At 59.9% G+C, this 23,040-nt stretch carries 14 protein-coding genes; 12 read left to right on the forward strand and 2 right to left on the reverse strand.

What is annotated here, in order from left to right; all coding sequences use genetic code 11:
- The first annotated feature begins 5 nt into the window (after positions 1–5).
- Positions 6–518, forward strand: coding sequence for a thiol peroxidase (gene tpx / locus PUQ42_RS06940; protein ID WP_087405451.1), 513 nt, complete (start codon positions 6–8; stop codon positions 516–518).
- Positions 519–756: 238 nt separating this feature from the next.
- On the opposite strand, the gene PUQ42_RS06945 is transcribed toward tpx, so the two are convergent.
- Positions 757–2,802 carry an alpha-amylase family glycosyl hydrolase gene (locus PUQ42_RS06945; RefSeq protein ID WP_273372262.1) on the reverse strand — a complete coding sequence of 682 codons (2,046 nt, stop codon included), beginning with the start codon at positions 2,800–2,802 and terminating at the stop codon, positions 757–759.
- A gap of 240 nt (positions 2,803–3,042) precedes the next feature.
- On the opposite strand from PUQ42_RS06945, the gene PUQ42_RS06950 reads away from it, so the two are divergent.
- Complete coding sequence (locus PUQ42_RS06950) at positions 3,043–4,731, forward strand: peptide MFS transporter (RefSeq protein WP_122120590.1); 1,689 nt, start codon at positions 3,043–3,045, stop codon at positions 4,729–4,731.
- 73 nt (positions 4,732–4,804) lie between these two features.
- Here the strand turns inward: PUQ42_RS06950 and PUQ42_RS06955 are convergent, their stop codons facing one another.
- Positions 4,805–6,055, reverse strand: a complete 1,251-nt coding sequence (locus PUQ42_RS06955; RefSeq protein ID WP_273372267.1) for an ROK family transcriptional regulator — start codon at positions 6,053–6,055, stop codon at positions 4,805–4,807.
- 250 nt (positions 6,056–6,305) lie between these two features.
- On the opposite strand from PUQ42_RS06955, the gene PUQ42_RS06960 reads away from it, so the two are divergent.
- The 10 genes from PUQ42_RS06960 to PUQ42_RS07005 form a co-directional block, all read left to right on the forward strand.
- A complete protein-coding gene (locus PUQ42_RS06960; protein WP_273372293.1) occupies positions 6,306–7,628 on the forward strand; it encodes an MFS transporter in 1,323 nt (440 codons plus the stop codon).
- 17 nt (positions 7,629–7,645) lie between these two features.
- Complete coding sequence (locus PUQ42_RS06965; RefSeq protein WP_273372269.1) at positions 7,646–8,818, forward strand: n-acyl-d-glucosamine 2-epimerase; 1,173 nt, start codon at positions 7,646–7,648, stop codon at positions 8,816–8,818.
- Between the two features lie 75 nt (positions 8,819–8,893).
- Positions 8,894–12,034, forward strand: a complete 3,141-nt coding sequence (locus PUQ42_RS06970; protein WP_273372271.1) for a SusC/RagA family TonB-linked outer membrane protein — start codon at positions 8,894–8,896, stop codon at positions 12,032–12,034.
- 11 nt (positions 12,035–12,045) lie between these two features.
- Positions 12,046–14,019, forward strand: a complete 1,974-nt coding sequence (locus PUQ42_RS06975; protein ID WP_273372274.1) for a RagB/SusD family nutrient uptake outer membrane protein — start codon at positions 12,046–12,048, stop codon at positions 14,017–14,019.
- Between the two features lie 37 nt (positions 14,020–14,056).
- Positions 14,057–15,139: a hypothetical protein gene (locus PUQ42_RS06980; RefSeq protein ID WP_273372276.1), complete on the forward strand. Its 1,083-nt coding sequence runs from the start codon at positions 14,057–14,059 to the stop codon at positions 15,137–15,139.
- Between the two features lie 162 nt (positions 15,140–15,301).
- A complete protein-coding gene (locus tag PUQ42_RS06985) occupies positions 15,302–17,587 on the forward strand; it encodes an alpha-N-acetylglucosaminidase (RefSeq protein ID WP_273372279.1) in 2,286 nt (761 codons plus the stop codon).
- 97 nt (positions 17,588–17,684) lie between these two features.
- Positions 17,685–19,802, forward strand: a complete 2,118-nt coding sequence (locus tag PUQ42_RS06990; protein WP_273372282.1) for a hypothetical protein — start codon at positions 17,685–17,687, stop codon at positions 19,800–19,802.
- 53 nt (positions 19,803–19,855) lie between these two features.
- Positions 19,856–21,052, forward strand: a complete 1,197-nt coding sequence (locus PUQ42_RS06995; RefSeq protein WP_273372285.1) for a DUF4855 domain-containing protein — start codon at positions 19,856–19,858, stop codon at positions 21,050–21,052.
- 263 nt (positions 21,053–21,315) lie between these two features.
- The gene (locus tag PUQ42_RS07000) at positions 21,316–21,951 is read left to right on the forward strand and encodes a TetR/AcrR family transcriptional regulator (protein ID WP_273372288.1); all 636 of its coding nucleotides are present in this window, start codon (positions 21,316–21,318) and stop codon (positions 21,949–21,951) included.
- A gap of 26 nt (positions 21,952–21,977) precedes the next feature.
- A partial coding sequence (locus tag PUQ42_RS07005; RefSeq protein ID WP_273372290.1) for a TolC family protein occupies positions 21,978–23,040 on the forward strand: 1,063 nt, incomplete at its 3' end.

Consider the following 23,040-nt stretch of genomic DNA (forward strand, 5'->3'; position numbering starts at 1 on the left):
ACGAGATGGATTATCAGGTGACATTCGGCGGCCGGCCCGTGAAGCTGGAGGGCCGCCACTGCCAGGTAGGGGAGAAGGCCCCTTCGTTTACATTGACCGATGCTGCGCTGCAGCCGGTACCGTCGGATCGCTTCAGCGGCAAGGTGCGTATCTACAGCATCTTCCCGTCGGTCGACACGTCGGTCTGCTCGCTGCAGAACATCCGCTTCAACCGCGAGGCCTCGAAGCTGGGCGACGAGGTGGTTGTGATCTCGATTTCGGTGGATCTGCCCTTTGCGCAGAAACGTTTCTGCGCGGCCGAGGGGATCGACCGGGTGCATGTCCTGTCGGACTACCGCGAGCTGGATTTCGGCATGAAGTACGGCTTTGTGCTGGAGGGGCTCCGGCTGTTGGCCCGGGGCGTGGTGGTGGTCGACCGGGACGATCGGGTGCGTTACGTGGAGTATGTTCCCGAGGTGACGCACGAGCCCGATTACGAGGCGGCGCTTGAGGTGGCCCGCACGCTGGTTGGCGCGTAGAGACCCGGGCGGATGACTCCGGCTCACTGAATGGAGAATGGCGGCGATCCCATGCGGATCGCCGCCTTTTTTGCGGATATTGCCGGTGCTTAGCCGGATTGCTTTTTGGCCGGATTGCCCCTTTGCCGGTTCGCCGGTTCGTCCCTTCGCCGGTTGCCCCTTTGTCGGTTCGCCGGTTCGTCCCTTTGCCGGGTTGCCCCTTTACGAGCCCCCTCCTGCAGCCCCCTCCTCCGGCCTGCTACCGCTTGCGCAGGTAGACCGTTGCGGTGCGCGAGGTGTTGTAGATACGGATGCGGGGGTACTCCTTCCCGTCGTCGCCCGTGACGTTGAACGAGAAGTGCTCCGAGTCCATCGACTGCCGCTCCTGCCCGCCGAAACGCCGCTCGTCGGTCGAGAGGATCGGCACATACTTGCCCGGGCCCTGCACCGGCAATTCATAGTCGGGGATCGAGGCCGTGGGGTGCCAGTTGAAGACGAAGAGCAGCCGTCCGTGCGAGAAGGCCATCGTCTTGTTGTGCTCGTCCATGAGCAGGTTCCACGGATAGCCGTCCGCGAGGACCCTGTATTTCTTGACCAGCCGGATCATCGCTCGGTCGAAATCCCCCAGCCACGAGTAGCGCAGCAGACGGTTGCGCGAGAGCGACCACTGCCGCCGCGCATGGGCATAGCTCCAGCCGTTGCCCTCGCGCGGGAAGTCGATCCACTCGGGGTGCCCGAACTCGTTGCCCATGAAGTTGAGGTAGGCTTGTCCGCCGGTGGAGATCGTCATCAGCCGGATCATCATGTGCAGGGCCATGCCGCGGTCGATGATGAGGTTCTGCGAGGCGCGGTCCATGTGGAAGTACATCTCCTTGTCCATCAGACGGAAGGCGATGGTCTTGTCGCCTACGAGGGCCTGGTCGTGCGATTCGGCGTAGGCGACGGTCTTGACCTGGGGCAGACGGTCGGTCATGACGGACCACATCTCCCAGATGTTCCACTCCTCGTCGGGAATATCCTTCAGCAGCTTGATCCAGAAGTCGGGGATGGCCATGCCGAGACGGTAGTCGAATCCGATGCCGCCGTCGTCGATCGGGATGCACATGCCGGGCATTCCGCTCACATCCTCGGCAATGGTGACGGCCGCCGGGCGGAATTCGTGGATCAGGCGGTTGGCCAGCGTGAGGTAGGTGATGGCATCCTCGTTGACGCCGGCGTCGAAGTAGCGGTCGCGCGAATCGAACGTGACGTAACCGTGGTGGTGGTAGATCATCGAGGTGACGCCGTCGAAGCGGAATCCGTCGAAGTGGAACTCGTCGAGCCAGTACTTGACGTTCGAGAGCAGGAAGTGCTGCACCTCCGGTTTCCCGTAGTCGAAAAGTTTCGAATCCCAGTAGGGCTGGTTTCCCTCCTCGCCCGGACGCGAGTAGAGGTGGTCCGTACCGTCGAGTTCGTTGATTCCCTCGTTGAGGTTCTTGACGTAGTGGGCGTGGACGAGGTCCATGATGACGGCCAGCCCCATCTCGTGGGCGCGGCGGATCAGCTCCTTCAGCTCCTCGGGGGTTCCGCAGCGCGACGTGGGGGCGAAGAAGCTCGAGACGTGGTAGCCGAACGAACCGTAGTAGGGGTGTTCGGCGATGGCCATCAGCTGCACGGCGTTGTAGCCGTCGCGCTTGATGATCGGGAGGATCTTCTCCGTAAATTCGCGGTAGGTGCCCACCCCTTCGCGCTCCTGGGCCATGCCGACGTGAGCCTCGTAGATGAGCAGGCTGCCGAGCGTCGAGGCGTCGAAGGCGTCGCCCTGCCAGTCGAAGGGCTCGGCCGGCTGCCAGAACTGGGCGGTGAAGTTTTTCGTCTGCTCGTCCTGCACCACGCGGCGGGCATAGGCCGGGATGCGGTCCATCCAGCCGTTATCGCCGTGGACATGGATCTTGTAGAGCGATCCGTGGGTAAGTCGGTCGCGGTACATCGCCGCGGGGAAGAAGGCGCTCCAGACCCCGGCCTGGTCACGGTGCATGCGGATCTCGGTGCGCTGCCAGTTGTTGAAGTCGCCGAAGACGTAGACGTCCTGCGCCCCGGGCAGCCACTCGCGCAGCCACCATCCGTCGAGCGTGGGGTCCCACTGCCAGCCGAAGTAGCGGTAGCCGTTGGCGTAGTCGACGATCGAGCCGGCCGAGCGGACGATGTCGTCCATTTTGGCCCTGTAGCGGGCATGGCGCTCGTTCATCTGCTCCTCGACGGGCTGCAGCCACTCGTCGTGTTCGACGATCGGGAGTCGTTTCGGGGTCGTATTCTCTTTTTCCATAGGGGAGTCGTTTATACAAATGTACGAAAAATCCCGGAGCCGGGCATCATCTGCCGGGGAGTTTTTTGTCGGATCGGGAGCGGATTTTTTTCAGATCGGCGGGGTCAGTCGGTGAAAAATGCGGATTTTGGGCCCCTTTTTTTGCGAAACGGTAACCCGTGTTCTTCGTAATTCTCGAAAAAAATTCTAAATTTGTGGTCAAACCAAAAAAGCAACACTCTCTAAAATCCAAAATCAACTATGTTCAAAGGACAACCCAAAGGTTTGTACGCCCTTTCGCTGGCCAATACGGGCGAGCGCTTCGGCTACTACACCATGCTTGCGATCTTCACGCTGTTTCTGCAGGCAAAATTCGGTTACACCGAAGCGGTTACGACCCAGATCTACGGCATCTTCCTGGCTGCGGTCTATTTCATGCCCTTCTTCGGCGGCATTCTGGCCGACCGGTTCGGCTTCGGAAAGATGGTCACGCTGGGAATCTTCGTGATGTTTGCGGGCTATGCGCTGCTCTCGATCCCGACGGGTACGGGCTTTGCGGGTCAGGCGATGATGTTCGGCGCCCTGGCGCTGATCGCCTGCGGTACGGGCCTCTTCAAGGGTAACCTCCAGGTGCTGGTGGGCAACCTCTACGACGACCCCGCCTACCAGGCCAAACGCGACAACGCCTTCTCGATCTTCTATATGGCCATCAACATCGGCGCGATGTTCGCCCCGGGCATGGCCAAATGGATCACCAACCACTTCCTGGCCCAGGACGGTCTGATCTACAACGGACAGATTCCGGCCCTGGCTCACCAGTACCTCGAGCTGGGCGATCAGATGCCCGCCGAACCGCTGGCCAAACTGCAGGAGCTGGCCGCCTCGATGAGTACGACGATCACCGATCTGGGCGAATTCTCGCGCCACTATATCGACAAGCTTTCGACGGCCTACAACATGGGCTTTGGTGTGGCGTGCCTCTCGCTGGTTGTCTCCTACCTGATCTACGTGGGCTTCCGCAAGACGTTCAAGCATGCCGACGTGACGGCCAAGCAGCAGGCAGCCGCCGCCACCTCGGCCGGTGTGAAGACGGCCGAACTGACTCCGGCACAGACCAAGTCGCGCATCACGGCGCTGATGCTTGTCTTCGCGGTGGTGATCTTCTTCTGGATGGCCTTCCACCAGAACGGCTCGACGATGACCTTCTTCGCGCGTGACTACACGACCTCCGAGGCGACGGGCATTACGCGCATGGGCTTCGATATCTTCAATCTGGTGCTGGTGCTGGTGGGAGTCTACGGCATCGTGGGCTTCTTCCAGTCGGAGAAGGGGCGCGGCAAACTGATCTCGGCCGCCGCCGTGGTCGTAGCCGCCGGCGTGCTGATCTACCGCTATACGCTTACGCCCGATCCGGTTCACATCCTGCCGCAGGAGTTCCAGCAGTTCAACCCCTTCTACGTGGTGGGTCTGACGCCGATTTCGGTGGCCATCTTCACGGCCCTGGCCCGCAAGGGCAAGGAGCCTTCGGCTCCGCGCAAGATCGGTCTGGGTATGATCATCGCCGCGTTGGGCTTCCTGATCCTGACCATCGGTTCGGTGGGACTGATGTCGCCGGCCGAGGTGAAGGCTGCCGGGGCGAGTGATCAGTTTGTCTCGCAGAACTGGCTGATTTCGACCTATCTGGTGCTGACGTTCGCCGAGCTGCTGCTCTCGCCGATGGGAATCTCGTTTGTCTCGAAGGTGGCCCCTCCGAAGTACAAGGGTATGATGATGGGCTGCTGGTTCGCCGCCACGGCCATCGGCAACTACGCCACCTCGCTGATCGGCTATCTGTGGGGCAGCGGCATGGCGCTGTGGATGGTCTGGAGCGTGCTGATCGTGCTGTGCCTGCTCTCGGCGCTCTTCATCTTCTCGATCATGCGCAAACTCGAGAATGCCACAGCGGCCTGAGGCCGATCCAACACTGAAGCGGGCCCGGACGATCGTCGTCCGGGCCCGCTTCTTCGAATCAGCAAACCGGTGTTCAGATCCAGGTCAACTTGTCCTGTACGAATTTCTCCCGGGCAATCAGGCAGGCCCCCGTCACGCCGATCCGGTCGGGGTTGGAGGAGTTGACGACTACCAGATTGCGATGGATGAGCTTGAGCGAATACTTCTTGATGCTCATTTTGACGGATTCCAACAGAATGTCGTTCTCCTTCGAGAGGCTTCCTCCGATGATGATGGCCCGGGGGTTGAAGATGTTGATGAGATTGGCCAGTTGCAGGCCGAGTTTCCGACCCATCTCCTCCATGATGTCCTGGCAAAGCGGATCTTCGTTGTTGGCCGCCTGGATGATGTCCAGAATCGAAGGAGAGTCGGAATCCGTCCTGCCGGGCTTGATGATCGAGGTTTTTCCGGCGGCGAGCTGTTCGGAGAGGATTCGGATGGCGGCATTGCCCGACACCTCGGTTTCGAGACACCCCTTTTTCCCGCAATGACAGATTATTTCGTTGTCGAAGACTTTTGTATGCCCGAACTCACCGGCGAAATCATCCGCTCCGCGATAGATCTCGCCATTGGTCAGTATGCCCAGCCCGAGTCCCCAGCTGACGTTGACATAGAGACAGTCCTTGTAATCCTTGATGTTTCCCTTGTATAATTCGCCGTAGAGCATGGCACGCGTGTCGTTTTCGATGACGGAGCGGACGCCGATCCCGTCGCTGAGAATCTCGGCCAGGGGTTTGTCTTCGTTGTTTTCGAAGGCGAAGATGCTGTGGCTGAGACCCTTTCTGAAGTTGACGCGGCCCGATATGTTGAAGCAGGCCGTTGCGATGCGCTCCTGCACGCCGGAATTCCGGATGAAGTCGCAGACCTGGTGGCACATGGATTCGAAGAACTGGGGCGTGTTGGCGAACTGGAGCTCCCGGTACTCCTGCTCGGCGACGGTGTCGCCCTCGAGGTTCATCAGGCTGATGACCATCATGTAGTGTTTGAGGTCCACGCCGAGAAAATAGGCCGAATCGGGATTGAGTCTGTACCAGGTGGCCTTACGGCCGCGGAGCTGTGATTGGGGCGAAGTTTTCGAGGTGCGCACGTAGCCGGCCTCGACGCCGTTGCGGACGTATCGGGCAATGGTCGGGATGCTGTAACCGGTGAGCCGGGCAATCTCGGGGATCATCAGTTGTCCCTGCTGGAAGAAGCAGTCGATGATGCTTTTTTTCATGGCGGCATTGGCATACCGTTTTTCGGAACCGGAGAAGGCTTCGCGCGGAAGCGTTGAATTGGAGATCATGGCAGGAGGATCAATTTTGATATAAAAATAAATCATTTTATTAAAAAAGGCAACTTTTTGATCTTAAAATAAAAAATGATTTTTTATATAAATACAAGTATGTTTTATTTATTTATCTGTATAACAGTATGTTGTGGTATAAGATCGCCGGCTGTTTAATAAATGAATCAAGAAAATTATTTTTTTATTTCAAATGTATTTTATTTGTGATGAACAAACCGAACAAGAGATGATGGAACCCAAACGAAACATGGAAATCGAGCGGTCGATGAGCTATTTTTATTTCATAGCCTTTGTGGTGGCGCTCGGCGGCGGCCTTTACGGCTACGATACGGCGGTGATCTCCGGAACGATCTCGATGGTGGTCAACCAGTTTCACCTGACGGCCTCGATGGAGGGCACCTATGTGGGCTGTGCGCTGTTCGGCTCGATCGTCGGCGTACTGGGTTCGGGACTGCTCGAAGGGGTCGGGCGCAAACGGGCGCTGATCCTCTCGTCGATTCTCTATACGGTTTCGGCCGTGGGGTGTACGGTCAGCAATTCGTTTGCGGCTCTTGTTCTGTATCGGGTGGTCGGGGGTATCGGCATCGGTATCTCGGCCGTTGTGGCGCCGGCCTACATCAGCGAGATCGCACCGGCCCGGCACCGCGGACGCCTGGTATCGCTCTATCAGCTGGCCATCACCGTCGGATTCCTGGCGGCGTATGTAGTCAACTATTTTCTGTTGGAGTATGCGCAGACGGCCGACGGGATCCGTGAGGGGCTCTTCGCGAAGGTCTTCGTCGACGAGTGCTGGCGGGGGATGCTTTTCGCCGAGACGCTGCCGGCCGTTGCGTTCATCGTGCTGCTGTTGTTCATTCCCGAGAGTCCCGTGTGGCTTTCGATGCGGGGCAACGGGAAGCGTTCGCTGCTTGCGGAGCTGAAGACCGTCTCCCGGCCGCCGATCCGCAAGGCCGTGCTGATCGGAGCGGCCATTGCCATCCTGGGTCAGTTCATGGGGGTCAATGCGGTTCTCTATTACGGGCCCTCGATCTTCGAGGAGTCGGGGCTGGCCTCGGGCGATTCGCTCTTCTACCAGGTGCTGGTGGGGTTGGTGAATGTGGTCACGACGCTCATCGCCTTCTTCATCATCGACCGGGTCGGACGCAAGCGGCTGGTCTATTTCGGGGTGACGGGCATGATTGTCACGCTGCTCGGCATAGCCTGGTATTTTCAGTTCGGCCGGGCGCTCTCGAGCTACATTCTTCTGGTGTTTTTTCTGTTGTACATATTCTTTTGTGCGATTTCGATTTGTGCGGTCATATTTGTTCTGCTCTCCGAGATGTTTCCATCCCGGGTGCGGGGGATTGCCATGTCGATTGCGGAGTTTTCGCTCTGGATCGGTACGTGGCTCATTGGCCAATTGACCCCCGTGCTGCTCGAGACGCTCAGACCCCAGGGTACGTTCCTGCTCTTTGCGGTGATCTGCGTGCCCTACATGCTGATCGTCTGGAAACTCATTCCCGAGACGACCGGTAAGTCTCTGGAGGAGATCGAGGCATACTGGTATGCGCACAAGACGGAATCCAGGTAATTAAACGATAAAAGCTTATGGATCTAAAGAAAACATCCGAGAGGTACAGGCGGGAGTTGCTCGACAACGTGCTTCCCTTCTGGGTGAATCATTCGCTCGATCGGGAGTGCGGGGGCTATTTTACCTGTCTGAACCGGGACGGCAGTGTCTATGACACGGACAAGTTCGTCTGGTTGCAGGGGCGTGAAGTGTGGATGTTCGCCATGCTGTACAATCAGTTGGAGAAGCGTCAGGAGTGGCTCGACGTGGCCGTCCACGGGGCCGAATTCCTGAAGAAGCACGGCCACAACGGCAACTACGACTTCTATTTTTCGCTCGATCGGGCGGGCCGGCCGCTGGTTCAGCCCTACAACATCTTCTCGAACACGTTTGCCTGCATGGCCTTCGCGCAGCTGGCCAAGGCGACGGGCAATGCCGAATATGCGGAGATTGCGCGCCAGACCTTCCGCCGCATCCTCGAACGGCGCAACTCGCCCAAGGGGATCTGGGAGAAGACGATCGCAAGCACCCGGGCGATGAAGGGATTTGCCCTTCCGATGATCATCTGCAACATGGCCTTGGAGGTTGAGGATATTCTCGAGGACAAGCAGATTCTCGATACCACGATCAAGGATTGTCTGGACGAGATCTTGCGGACGTTCTACCGCCCGGAGCTGGGCTGCATGGTCGAGAATGTCAACGCCAGCGACGGGAGCTTGATCGACTGCTTTGAAGGCCGCGAGATCAACCCGGGCCACGATCTGGAGGCGCTGTGGTTCATGATGAATCTGGGGCTGCGGCTGAACGACCGGGCGCTCATCGAGAAGTGCGTGTCGATCTCGCTGTCGGTCATCGAGCGGGGCTGGGACAAGCAGTACGGCGGGATCTTCTATTTCATGGACCGTTGCGGCTATCCGCCCCAGAAACTTGAGTGGGACCAGAAGCTCTGGTGGGTGCATCTCGAGTCGGCCATCGCGATGATCAAGGGTTACCAGCTGACCGGCAATGCGAAGTGTCTGGAGTGGTTCGAGAAGCTGGACGATTACATGTGGACCCATTTCCGGGATCAGGAGTATCCCGAGTGGTTCGGTTATCTGAACCGCCGCGGGGAGGTGCTTCTTCCGCTCAAGGGGGGCAAATGGAAGGGCTGCTTCCATGTACCCAGAGGCCTGTATCAAATATCGACGATCCTCTCCCGGATCGAGAACTGACCGGCGGGTCATTCGCGCACACAACCTGAACAACAACTCAATAAACTCAACAATATGACAGACAAAACTACTAACATGAAGACGCTGTTCTGCATCGGACTGTTCGTTCTGTTTTCGATGCCCGCCATGGTCGAGGCCGCGGAGTCGGGCGCACGGAGCGGGCGGATTGCGGCGGCGTCCGCCGAACAGGACGAGCTGATCGTCCGCGGTAAGGTGATGGACGTTTCGGGAAAACCCATCGCCGGTGTGAGTGTCGTCGTATCGGGAACGACGACCGGTACGGTAACCGATGCCAACGGTTACTATGAGATCGAGGTGCCCTCGCTGGACTCCAAACTCGACTTCTCGTTTTTGGGCTACAAGCCCCAGCAGCAGGCCGTACCCCGGCGTCTGGCCCTGGAGGTGGTTCTCGAGGAGGACACCGTAGAGATGGAAGCCGCCGTGGTCGTAGGTATGGGTCATCAGCGCAAGGCCTCCGTCATCGGAGCCATCTCGTCGGTAGCCAAGGACGAGCTGATGATCCCCAACCGCAACCTGACGAACTCGCTGGCCGGCAAGATTGCGGGCGCGGTGGTTGTTCAGCGCAGCGGTGAGCCGGGCATGGACAATGCCGAGTTCTGGATTCGCGGCCTCTCCTCGCTGAATGCCACGGCGCCGCTGATTCTGGTCGACGGCGTGGAGCGTGACATGAGCAATCTGGCCATCGAGGAGATCGAGTCGATCTCCGTCTTGAAGGATGCATCGGCCACGGCGGTCTACGGTGTGCGTGCGGCCAACGGCGTGGTGCTGGTCACCACGCGCAAGGGTCAGGCGGCGCAGACGCCTCAGATCGACGTCAAGATGGAGGCCGGTGTTTCGCGCATGGGCCAGCTGCCGCAGTTCATCGACGGTCCGAACTACATGCGCATGTACAACGAGGCGTTGGGCTCCGAGTTCTACACGCCCCAGCAGATTGCCGCCACGGCAAACGGATCCGATCCCTATCTCTACCCGAATGTGAACTGGATGGACCAGATCTTCACCAAGAATTCGAGCAACGCCTCGGCCTCGATCAGCATCCGGGGCGGCGGTGAGCGTGCGCGCTACTACGTGACGGCGGCCTACATCCGCGACAACGGCAACCTCTACACCAATCCCGATACGGATTACAGCACGAACATCCACGTGTCGCGCTACAATTTCCGTTCGAACATCGACATGAACCTGACCAAGAGCACGGTTCTGACGCTGGAGCTCGGTGCGAACATGACCGATGCCCACCAGCCGGCGACGGTTGCTTCGTCGACGGAATATTCGTCGAAGGTGAGTTCGCTGTTCACGCACGTCTACAACATGAACCCGACGTCGATGCCCGTACGGGTGCCGATCGGCTACGACGAGTCCGGCGAAGTGGAGTGGGGCTGGGGAACCTCCTCGACCGGCGGCACGAACCCGGCCGAGCGACTCTTCGGTTCGGGATACAACAAGACCTACAATACGCAGATTCTCTCGCAGGTGATCCTCAAGCAGGATCTGAGCATGCTGACGCCGGGACTGAGTGCGAACGTCTCCTTCTCGTACGACTACTACACGCAGTCGATCCAGGCGCGGACCAAGACCTCGTCGACCTATATGGTTCTTGGGGTCAATGACGATACGGGTCTCTACGATCTTTCGGTGCGTGAAGGTCAGGAGTTCCTCTCCTACGGACACTCCACGACGGGCAACCGGGCCGATGAGCTGAAGGCTCAGATCAACTACGACCGCAACTTCAACGATCGGCACCGTGTGGGTGCGATGGCCATGTACTACCAGCGCAACTACGTGGACCTGAGTGCCGGCTCGGCGATCTTCTCGCTTCCCTACCGCAAGCAGGGTCTGGCCTTCCGTGCGACCTATTCGTTCGACGACCGTTACTTTGCCGAGTTCAACGCCGGCTACAACGGTTCGGAGAACTTCGAGAAGGGACACCGGTTCGGCTTCTTCCCGGCCGGCGCCCTGGGCTGGCTGGTCTCCAACGAGTCGTTCTGGGAGCCGATCCGGCCGTATGTGAACCACCTCAAGTTCCGCGGATCGGTGGGTCTGGTAGGTTCCGACGCACTGGCCGGAGGCAACCGTTTCGCCTATCTTTCGACGTGGGGATCGGGTATCATAGCCTCGGACGGTACGCTCTATGCCCACAGCTTCGGCCCGAATGCCATTAGCCCGGGCGTAACCGGTGAGGACAAGGAGGGTATCACGGATCTGACCTGGGAGAAGGGTCTCAAGCGGGACGTGGGTATGGAGATCAAGCTCTTCAATTCGATGTTCTCGTTCGACTTCGACTATTTCTGGGAGAACCGCTGGGATATTCTCATCCAGCGACAGACGATTTCGGCGATTGCCGGACTCAACGTCACGCCGCTGGCCAACATGGGCCGTGTGAAGAACCACGGCTTCGAGCTGACGGGTGAATTCAACCACCATGTCGGGCCGGTCGACTTCCGCCTGTACGGCAACTTCTCGTTCGCCCGCAACCGGATCATCGAGAAGGATGAGCCTCAGACGGATCCCTGGCGCATGGAGACGGGACGTCCGATCGGACAGTGCTTCGGTCTGATTGCGCTGGGCTATTTCAAGGACGAGGAGGATATCGCGTCGAGTCCCGAGCAGTCCTACGGAACGGTTCGTCCGGGCGATGTCAAGTATCTGGACTACAACAACGACGGCAAGGTGGACGAACACGACCGCGTGGCCATCGGTTACTCGAACATCCCGGAGGTGAACTACGGTTTCGGAGCACAGTTCCGCTGGAAGGGGCTGGATCTGGGACTCTTCTTCCGCGGACAGGCACGCGTGACCTACTATCTGGGCGGTCTGTACTTCCCGTTCCGCGAGGGTATCGGACTCAACAACCTCTTTGCCAACCAGGTCGACCACTGGAGTGTGGATAATCCGAATCCCAATGCACGCTATCCGCGTCTTTCGGCGGCCAGCTCGACCAACAACCAGGTTCAATCGACCCGGACGATCTACGACGGCAGCTTCATCCGTCTTTCGGACATGGAGGTCGGCTATACGCTGCGCACTCCGTGGCTGAAGTCGTGGGGATGTCAGGCGCTTCGGATCTACTTCGTGGGCAGCAACCTCTGGACCCACTCCAAGTGGGACATGTGGGATCCTGAGACGGGTTCGCAGGACGGAAGCCAGTATCCGCTTTCCCGCAAGTACAACATTGGTCTGAGACTCACCTTTTAACAATTCCGATTATGAAGAGATATATCATTATGCTTGCGATGGCGGCGGCGCTTGCCGGATGTGACTATCTGGACAAGATGCCCGACGACCAGAAAACCGACGAGATGGTCTGGACCAACCGGACCGAAGTCCTCAAATATCTTACGAACTGCTATTCGGCCCTTCGTCAGGCGTGCCGTTCCGAGCAGGATCCCTGGATCGGCATCGTCGACGATATCGAGATCTCCTCGGCCAATCTGCGCCCCTACGGCATGGCCCGCGGAGACTGGAGCCCCACATCGCTCGGTTATCCGGACCGCTGGTCGCTCAACTACAAGGCTATCCGTGCGACCTTTGTCTTCGAGCAGAACATCGATCGGTGCAAGGAGCTGTCCGAGGATCTGAAAACGCGCTACGTGGGCGAGTCGATCTTCCTGCGCGGCTACTACTATTTCGACCTGCTGCGGCTGTACGGGCCGGTGGTACTGTTGCGTAGCCTGCCGTCGAACTCGGCGGACTTTGCCAACATGCCGCGAACGCCCTTCGACGAGTGCATCTCCTACGTGGTGGAGTGCATGGACCGTGCCGAGGCGATGCTTCCGACCTTCTGGCCGGCCGACTCCGAGGAGTGCGGTCATGCCACCAAGGTGGCCTGCCGGGCCGTCAAGGCGCAGGCGCTGTTGCTGGCCGCCTCGGAGCAGTGGAACGGCAACCCCGACTATGCCGATTTCCGCAACCACGACGGCACGCCGCTGGCCAGCTCGACCTACGATCCGAACAAGTGGAAGCTGGCAGCCGATGCGGCCCGCGACGTGATCGACCTGGCCGAGGAGAATCCCGACCACATCGGGCTCTATACGGCCGACAACGTTTCGCTCGAATCCTCGGACTACAACCCCTTCAAGTCGTTCTACGATCTGTTCAACGTGGGTTGGAACAAGGAGGTTCTCTTCGGATCGATCTTCAATGTGGGAGGACACTGCGGCCGCAGTACGTGGATGCAGTACTGCACGCCGGTCAACAAGAACGGTTTTTCGCAGCTGATCATCGGCGTGACGCTCAATCTGGCGGATGCCTTCTACATGGAGGACGGAACGGAGTATGTTCCGGACGAAGCCAAGGAGTTGACCCTGGCGACGGAGAACGGTCCCCATTTCAATCCGAACAACTACGACCTGGAGAATGATCCCACGGGGGCCAACCGCACGGCGCTGCTCAAGGACTACAAGAACCGTGTTGCGTGGGGCCATTCGGCCGGTGACGGCTACATGTTTGCCAACCGCGAGGCGCGATTCTACGCCACGATCAACTACAACCACCGCATCCAGCTGGTCTACTCGACCGACAAGGCGGTCCGCGACAACTTCAACTCGCCGGGCCAGCAGGACGGTTTCGGACGGGTCGAGATGTACTACGGCGGCATCTCGAACACCGGCGAGACGGACTCTTATTCGCGCACGGGCATGTGCCCGCAGAAGTTCATCGTGCCGAACGAGAGCATCAACGATTTCAGCCCGACGGGTCGTTACGTGACGATGTACGTCCGCTACGGAGAGATCCTGCTCGATTATATCGAGGCGCTCAACGAGGTCAATCCGAGCGATCCGGAGATCCGCAAGTACTGGGATCTGCTGCGCAAGCGGGCCGGACTGCCGAGCATCTATACGACGATCTCGGGGCTTGAGGGCAACAAGGAGCTTCAGCGCAAGTATATCATTCGCGAGCGTCAGGTCGAGCTGGCCATCGAGGGCGACCGTTATTTCACGCTGTGCCGCCGCAAGCTGGCAAGTTCGGTGCTCAAGGATGCGACCATCTGGGGTCTGAATGTCCGGGGCGGCGATCCGGCAACGAACAGCTTTGCCTACACGGATTTCTACAAGCGTACGGGGTTGAACGACGGTAATCCGGCCGACCGCCGTATCTGGAAGGATTGCTACTCGTTGTTCCCGATCATGCAGACGGAGCTGGACAAGAGTCCCGGTCTGGTTCAGAATCCCAAGTGGTAGAATTGAAGAGTAGAACCGAAAATTGAAAGCAAAAACCATGAAACGTATCATATCCATTCTGGCTGCGGGGCTGATCCTCGCGGCAGGGCTGGTCTCCTGCGACAAGGAGGCGAAATTCAGTGAAGAGATTCCCGAGCATGCCTTGGAGAATATCATCAAGTCGGTGACGGCCGTCGGCCATTCGCCCGAGACCGGCGAGGAGGTTGAGGCGGTAGCCGACCTGAACGGCGGGGTGGACAACCAGCAGCACACGGTTCAGCTGGAGTTCAAGAAGCAGGTGGATCTGTCGCAGATCACGCTTCGCTTCGAGTATGCGCAGCGGCTTGCCCAGCTGGACAAGTATCCCGAAGAGATGTCGGCTGACCTGACCAATCCGATCACGCTGGTGCTGTCCAACCTGAAGGAGGATGTCACCTACACGATCTCGGCCATTGTGAACGTCGAGGTGGTGGTCACCGAGTACGAGGCCGACAAGACGAAGATGAGCGCCATTCTCGGAACCTACGGCGATCTGCCGGCAGACCGGGTAACCGAGAACTTCGGATTCTCCTATCTGGTGAACGGCGTGCGAGCCGAAGCCTGGCAGACTTATGGGGACTGGGCCTATTTCGGCATGAGCGTGAACGTCGAGAATGAGGGCGAGGTGATTCCCGAGGAGATCAAGGACAAGTATTCGGCCGCCCCGATCATCGATTTCGGCCGTCCCACGACGTTGGCCAAACTCACGCTGTGGCCCTATTGGGATTATTCGAGATGGGAATATACGGTCTATGTGGACATCTACCGGTATGTAGGCACGGACGAGATCGAGGTCAAGATGCACCCGAGCGGACGGCCCCAGGAGTATGTGGCTGTCGATCCGAATGTCGGCCAGTGGGAGAACTGGGAGTTTGTTGGACGCATCGACGAGACGGAGAAATCCAAGCTGCCGGCACCCGTTGCCGGAGCGACCGATCCGCAGGTTCCGTCGATCATCGAGTTCGAAGCCGATGAGGCCCCCACGTCGCGCTACTATCGGTTGAAGCTCACGAACCGGGCTCTCTATAACCATGAAGACGATGCCTGGAACTATCGTTTCGCACTCTCCGAAATGGACGTGACAGCCTACGAAATCAAATAGCGTGTGGCAGATTGCGATGTCTGACAGAGCGGTCGGGATGCCTCGGACGGGGATTCTCCGTCCGGGGCGCTCCGGTCGCATTGTATCCGGCCCGACGGCGGAGTTGTCCGCGCGGGGTCGGGTTTGACGAAAAGGATTATGTTTGATTGGAAGATATTCAAAATGAAGGCAGGCAGTCGTCTCGCACAGCGGGTGTTCCGCCGGGCGGCAGTGGTGCTGCTGGCTGTTCTGGGCACGATGTTCGCGGGGATTGACACCTGTCGGGGCGGGACGCCGAAGTCCGAATATACGCCCCGCGAGCAGGCCAGGGCCGCCGAGGCGCTGGTCGGTCGGATTACGGGGTCACATGCCTCCGATTTCCGGGTGGTCATCACTTCAGGGCAGCGCAACGGCCGGGACTGGTTTGCCTACTATACGGATGCCGACCGCCGGATCGTCCTCGAGGGCAATACGGGGGTGAGCGTGGCCAGTGCGCTGCACGACTATCTGAAGCGCTACTGCGATTACCATCTGAGCTGGTGCGGGCGTCACACGCAGCTTCCGGCGCGATTGCCGCGCCCGGAGTCGCGCGAGGAGAAGAGTTCGCCCTACACCTACCGTTACTATCTGAACTATTGCACGTTCAACTACTCGATCAGCTGGTGGGACGAGACCCGCTGGCAGCAGGAGATCGACTTCATGGCGCTCAACGGCATCAACCTGCCGCTGGCCCTGACGGGACAGAATACGGTCTGGCAGAAGGTCTACCGTCGTCTGGGCTTCACGGACCGGGAGCTGGAGCGGTTTTTCAGCGGTCCGGCCTTCTTCAACTGGTTCTGGATGGGGAATCTCGACGGCTGGGGCGGGCCGCTTCCGCAGCGGTTCATCGACCGGCACGAGGCGCTTCAGCGCTTCATCCTGGCCGGCGAGCGTTCGCTGGGCATGATGCCGGTGCTTCCGGCCTTTACGGGGCACGTTCCGCCCGATTTCGAGAAGCACTTTCCCGGCGTGAAGGTGAGCAAGACCGAGTGGCTCGACTATCCGGCCGTCACGCTGCTGAATCCTTCGGAGGAGATGTTCGGGCGCATCGCCCGGCTGTTTCTCGAGGAGCAGATCGCCACGTACGGCACCAACCATCTCTATACGGCCGACACGTTCAACGAGAATCTGCCGCCGGACTCCGATTCGACCTATCTGGCCCGCATGTCGGCAGCCGTCTATGAGGGGATGCGGTCGGTCGATCCGCAGGCGGTGTGGCTCATGCAGGCGTGGCTGTTCTACCACCAGTCCGATTTCTGGACTCCGGAGCGGATCGAGGCGCTGCTCGGGGCCGTTCCCGACGACCGCATGCTGCTGCTCGATCTCTTTGCCGACTACAGCCCCGTCTGGCAGCGTGCCGAGTCCTTCCACGGCAAGAGCTGGATCTGGTGCATGCTTCAGAATTTCGGACAGCGGCAATGTCTGAGCGGCACCTCCGATACGGTTGCCGGCGAACCTGCCCGGCTGCTGCACGATCCCGAGGCGGGAAACCTGAAGGGAATCGGGCTTACGATGGAGGGAATCAACCAGAATCCGTTTATCTTTGCACTGATGCTGGAGAATGTCTGGCGGGATACGCCCGTCGACCGCCTCTCGTTTCTCGATGGGTATCTGCACAACCGCTACGGTTTGCGGGATGCTTCCTCGGCGACGGTGGCCGACGTGTCGGAGGCCTGGCGGAGCCTGCTCCATTCGGTCTATTCCAACCACACGAACCCCGACGGCGGGAAGCAGTCGGTGCTGACGCAGCGTCCGGTCTTCGAGGCCGACCGTGCGAAATTGAGCTGTCCGCGGAACTTCTTTGTCCGGGATTCGTTGCTGCGGGCGTGGGATCTGCTGATCGGCCGTGCGGAGGAGCTGGCGCCGAGCGACGGCTTCCGCTACGATCTGGTGGATGTGACCCGGCAGTCGCTGGTCGAGCTGCTCGACAGCCTGCATTTCGAGACGCAGCGGGCCTGGCACGCCGCGGATACGGAGGCCTTCGACCGCGGGACGGAGCGGGTGCTGACGCTGATTCTCGACCTGGACACGCTGCTCTCGACGCGTCGGGAGTTCCTGCTCGGACCGTGGGTCGAGTCGGCCCGCGCCCTGGGGACCAATGCGGCGGAGAAGGTCCTCTACGAGTGGAATGCGAAGACGCAGATCACCCTGTGGGGCAAGCCCGGGAGTCCGTTGAATGACTATGCGAGCAAGCAGTGGGCCGGTCTGGTGCGGGATTTCTACCGCCATCGGTTCGCCCTCTTCTACGAGGCCGAGCGGGAGGCGCTGGCCTCGGGCCGGGGATTCGACAGCGAAGCCTTCAAGAGGACCTGTCTGGACTTCGAGAAGCGCTGGACCGATGGTTCGGACCGGTATGCGGTCGATCCCGCCGGGGATGAGGTGGCCGTGTGCCGCCGGCTTCATGAACGCTACCGGCCCCTGTTCGAATGACGGGGACGCCGATCCCGGCAAACCCATCAACTGAGATACATTGTTTCACTACCCAACCAAAATTATGTGGAGAAAATTCAAATTTGATGCGACCCGAATGAGGCGATGGTCGGTACTCGGAGCTTTGGCCGGGCTGTTGCTGTTCGCGCTGCCGGGTTGCCGACAGGCCGATACGGTCTATTGTTGCGCCGGCGGGGAGAACGATCTGCTCTCGCTGCTCGAGGACGAGGGCTACCGCGTAGTCCGCAAGGATGACGTGCAGCGGGTTCTGGAGCAGGCTCCGGAGGCTTCGGCCGTGCTGCTGCTCAGCGCGGGCTATCCGGAGCGGGCCCAGGCGCTGACCCCCGCCCAGCGGGCGTTGATCCGCGAGAAGCGGCTGCGGGTCTTTGCCGAATATGCCACTTTGAGCGATACTGTTCCGCAGCCGGACACGATCACCTTCGAACGGGTCGTGGTGGTCGACAGCCTCTCGCCGGAGCTGTGTCCGATGGATCTGCTCTCCGTCAACCGGGGCTGGTACATCCGCCAGCAGGCGGAGCATCCGCTGATGGTCATTGCCAAGGTGGCCGGTTTCGATACGGCCGTCTACGGACTGGCCGAAACGCCCAATTATCCGCTGGTCTACAAGGCGGAGGAGAATCTGTGGGTCAGCACCTCGCAGCTGAGCAACTACGCACGGGTTCGTTTTGCGCCGGATTTCCGGTGGAAGTCCTTCTGGGAGACGCTCATGGGGGATCTTCTGGGGCATCCCGTCAAGTTCCGGACCTGGGAGTCGCTGGTCCATCCGACCTATGGCGAGCATCAGGAGCTGCCCGATTCGGCCCGTCTGGCCTCGGTGCGGCGGGGAGTCCAGTGGTTCTTCAACGGCCATTTCCTGGTGGACTCCTCCTGGAAGGCGCAGTGGCTCGACCGCTACCAGGGTGACGGGCGGATGCCTGTCGGGCCGTCGCTTCCGGACGATGCGGCCGACGGCGACGGAACCCTGGGCATTCTCGAGGGGCACTGCTCGGCCATCGACGGCAACGGCCGCCAGGCCTATCGCTACTGGATGCGCAACGACGTGCAGGGCGAGGCATCGATGGCCTTTGCCATCGCCGGCGAGCTCTTCGACCGGGAGTCCTACCGGCGCATTGCGTCGAATCTGGTCGACTATTCGTTCGACGAGTTCCGCGACGGGCCGCGCAACGACCCGAAGAGCCCCACCTACGGACTTCTGAGCTGGGCGGTCACCACGCGGAACACCTATTACGGGGATGACAATGCGCGCTCGATCCTGGGCATGACGCTGGCGGCGGATCTGCTCGGCAACCCCAAGTGGGACCGGAAGATCATGGAGGCGATTCTGGCCAATTACCGGACGACGGGCATTCACGGCTTCCGCTTCGGGTGCCTGCTCGAGGAGGATATCCAGAAACACGGCTGGCGCTATTATCACCAGCGCGATCTGATCAATCTGCATGCGCATTTCGAGTCGTGGCTGTGGGCCTGCTACCTGTGGCTCTACCGGCAGACGGGTTACGAGCCGCTGCTGACGATGTGCGAGGATGCCATTTCGCGGATGATGGAGGCCTATCCCGACCGCTGGAACTGGACGAACGGTCTGCAGCAGGAGAAGGCGCGGATGATTCTGCCGCTGGCATGGCTCTACCGGGTGTCGCCGACGGATGAGCACCGTCAATGGCTGGAGTTCATGGTGTCGGAGTTCCTCAAGAACCAGCAGCCGTGCGGGGCGATCCGCGAGGAGCTGGGCGATGCCTCCTACGGTTCGTTCGGCAAGGTTGCGTCGAATGCGGCCTACGGAACGGGCGAGGCTCCGTTGATCTTTGACAACGGAGATCCGATTGCCGACATGTTGTATACGTGCAACTTTGCCTTCTTCGGGCTGAACGAGGCGGCTCACGCGACCGGTTCCGAGACGATGATCCGGGCCACGGAGCAGCTCTCCGATTTCCTGATCCGCATCCAGGCGAAGAGCGACCGGGTGCGGAATGTCGACGGCGCCTGGTTCCGGGCCTTCAACTACGAGAACTGGGATTACTGGGCTTCGGATGCCGATGTGGGCTGGGGTGCGCTGTCGACCCTGACGGGGTGGATCCAGAGCTGGATCGTGACCACGCAGGCCCTCATGGAGATGAACACCTCGTATTGGGATCTGACCGAAGGCTCGACCATCGGCAGGAACGATCGGGATCTTTTCGAGAAGATGCTCGAATAAACGCCTTTTTTTTCTAACTTTCGCAAAATTTCACCAGAAAATACACAACGAATATGAGTTATTTGGGAAGAACGCTCACGGCCATGACGATTGTTCTGCTGGGGGCATGCAGCAACGGATACGAGATTCCGAAACAGCTGCCCGGCAGCGGATCGTCGTCGGACGAGAAGCTCGACTATTACGGAGACGAGGCACAGCGGGTCTCGATCCCGAAGTACTACGACATGGTGCTGGCCTACGGCGGGTCTCCTCACCGGAAGGCTTCGAGCACGTGGGATACCGATCGCATCAAGGACTATCTGCTCTACGAGGATCAGGAGGGCGGTAAGCATCTGCTTTTCGATGCCTTCCTGTTCCTGGAGTTCATGTATTCGGGGCAGTACAACGGAGTGGTGGCCACCGAAAGGGCCTTTGCCGACGGGTACGGCCTCAATTCGGCCCACAAGGAGGATTGGCAGGCGCTGATCGACTACTATTTCGAGAAGACGGGGCTCAATACGGAGATAGCGCCGCTGGATGCCCTGGAGCAGGCCTATGCCGAGGTGTCGGATGAACTGGGTCTGAAAGACCGGAAGCTGGGCGTTGTCATCTTCATCCCCGAGCCGATCATCACCGAAGGCCCCAATTCGCAGCTGAGCGTCTATTGGGGGAACCTCGACGGCGAGGCGATGAATTTCCACGAGACCGAAGACCGTATCAAGGCGGTCAAGTGGTATGTGGATTCGATCCGCGAGCGCTTCTACGCCAAGAACTACCGGCACATCGAACTGGGAGGGTTCTACTGGGTGGCCGAGACGGCTTCGACCTCGTCCGAGATCCTCAAACCGGTCGGCGATTACCTGAGCAGCCTCAAGTACAGCTTCAACTGGATTCCCTATTTCGGTGCGGAGGGATACTACCGCTGGGCCGAATTCGGGTTCAACACGGCCTATCTCCAGCCCAATTATTTCTTCAATCTGAACACGCCGGTTTCGCAGCTTGACGAAGCCTGCCAGCTGGCGCGCAAGTACAACATGAATCTGGAGATGGAGTTCGACGACACGCTGCTCAACGATTCGGTCAAGGCCGACCGTCTGCGCAGCTACATGAAGTATTTCAAGGAGTACGGCGCTTGGGAGACGCAGAACATGGCCTATTATGTGGGCGACGATGCCGTGCGGAGCATGAAATACTCCACCAACGACAATGTGCACTCGCTCTACTACGAGTTCTGCGACTGGCTGATCACGCGGCCTGTCCGCAAATTCTGATCGCAGCCGGTCCGGTTCCGATCGGGGCAGATCCGCAAATTCTGATCGCGGCCGGTCCGGTTCCGATCGCGGCCTGATCCGCCATTTGACCCTTCCGTCCTTTCGGGGCGGGAGGGCTTTTTTTGAAAGGGGCAGGCTCGTTTTGAAAGGGGCAGGTCCCGGCCGGACGACGGTTTGGCCGAATCTTTGCGGGATAAACCGGAAAACTCTTTTGGTTGTTCCGGTTTATTTTTTATTTTTGTATTCGGACAACACTCTATACCATGGATCAGAAGGATCGTATCGTCGCTCAGGCGATGCAGATGTTTGTGTCGGAGGGAATCAAATCCGTCCGCATGGACGATATCGCCCGTCAGCTGGGCGTCTCGAAACGTATGCTCTACGAGCTCTTCGGCGACAAGGAGAGCCTGCTCTATCTGGCCATGGAACACTGGTTCGAATGCAAACGCCTCGAACGGGAACGGGCCGGAGCCGGTGCGGGCAATGTCCTCGAGGCGATGTTCCGGGTGCTGGACTGCGTGCTGAACGACTCGGAGTCCATCCATCGCGTGCTGAACAGCCTGCGGAAGTTCTATCCGGCGGTGTACGATCGGCTGATGAGCGAAGGCGCGGCCAAGAGCCGTCGCGACTTGCGACAGATGCTCGAACGGGGCATTGCCGATGGTCTGTTTGTCGCTGCGATCAATATCGAGCTGGCCATTTCGGTCCTCTACTATACGGCCTCGGCGGTCACCGACCGCAAGGATCTGCTGCTGCCCGACGGCATGAGCGAACGCGAGGCCTACCTGCAGGTCGTCAGCACCTTTTTCCGGGGGATATCGACCCCCGAGGGGCTGCGGCTGGTCGACGACTACCGCAAACGCTATGTTTCGCCGGCCTGCGGAGTGCCGAAATCCTAGCTCATGACAAAAACATCCGACACGCCATGAAAAAAATGCTGTATACGCTCGCCGTGGGGATGCTTGCTCTCCTTGCGGGCGTTTCTGATGCGGCGGGGCAGATGCGCCTGACGCTGGAGCAGGCGCTCGAACTGGCCCTGAGTGAGAACCCGACCGTGAAGGTGGCCGACATGGAGGTCGCGCGCTACGACTACGTGCGGCGCCAGACGTGGGGATCGCTGCTGCCGCAGCTCACGGCTTCGGGCAACTATACGCGTTCGATCGTCAAGTCGGAGATGCGGGGCGGGCTGTCGTTCGGCGCCGACAACACCTTTGCGCTGCAGGGCGACCTGACGCTGCCGCTCTTTGCGCCGTCGGTCTACCGGACACTGAAGATGAACGACGCACAGCGTGCGGCGGCGGTCGAGGCGGCGCGTTCGTCGCGCATCGACCTGGTGGCCGAGGTGCGCAAGGCCTTCTACAACATCCTGCTGGCCGAACAGTCGCTGGCGGTGCTGCGCGAATCGGAGGCCACGGTGCAGCGCACGGTCGACGACACGCAGGTGCAGTACGACCACGGCCTGATGTCGGAGTATGACCTGCTGACGGCCCAGGTGCAGTTGAGCAACCTGCGGCCGACGATCCTCCAGACCGAGAATTCGATCAAGCTGGCCAAGCTGATGCTGAAGATGTACCTGTCGATCCCCGAGCAGGTGGAGATCGAGGTCGAGGGGTCGCTCGACGCGTTGCGCGGCGAGGTGCTGGCCGGGACCGACGGTCTGACGGCCGACGTGTCGCGCAACAGCAGCCTGCGCATGCTCGAACTGCAGGAGGAGTTGTTGAGGCGGTCGCTGCGGGCGGCCAACGCCGGACGTCTGCCGACGCTGGCGGCCTTCGGCACGGCCTCCTGGACGGGCAACGACATGGAGCCCTTCATGGGTTTCGGCAGCGGGGACGATTCGCGTTATTTCTGGACCCATCCGATCTCGGTGGGGGTGCAGCTGTCGGTGCCGGTCTTTGCGGGGCTGACGCGCATGAACCGGTCGCGGGAGCTGAAGAACCAGATTGCGCAGACCTCCCTGCAGCGCACCTATGCGCGGCAGCAGCTGG

The organism is Alistipes megaguti, from assembly GCF_944320325.1.
GTDB lineage: Bacteria > Bacteroidota > Bacteroidia > Bacteroidales > Rikenellaceae > Alistipes > Alistipes megaguti.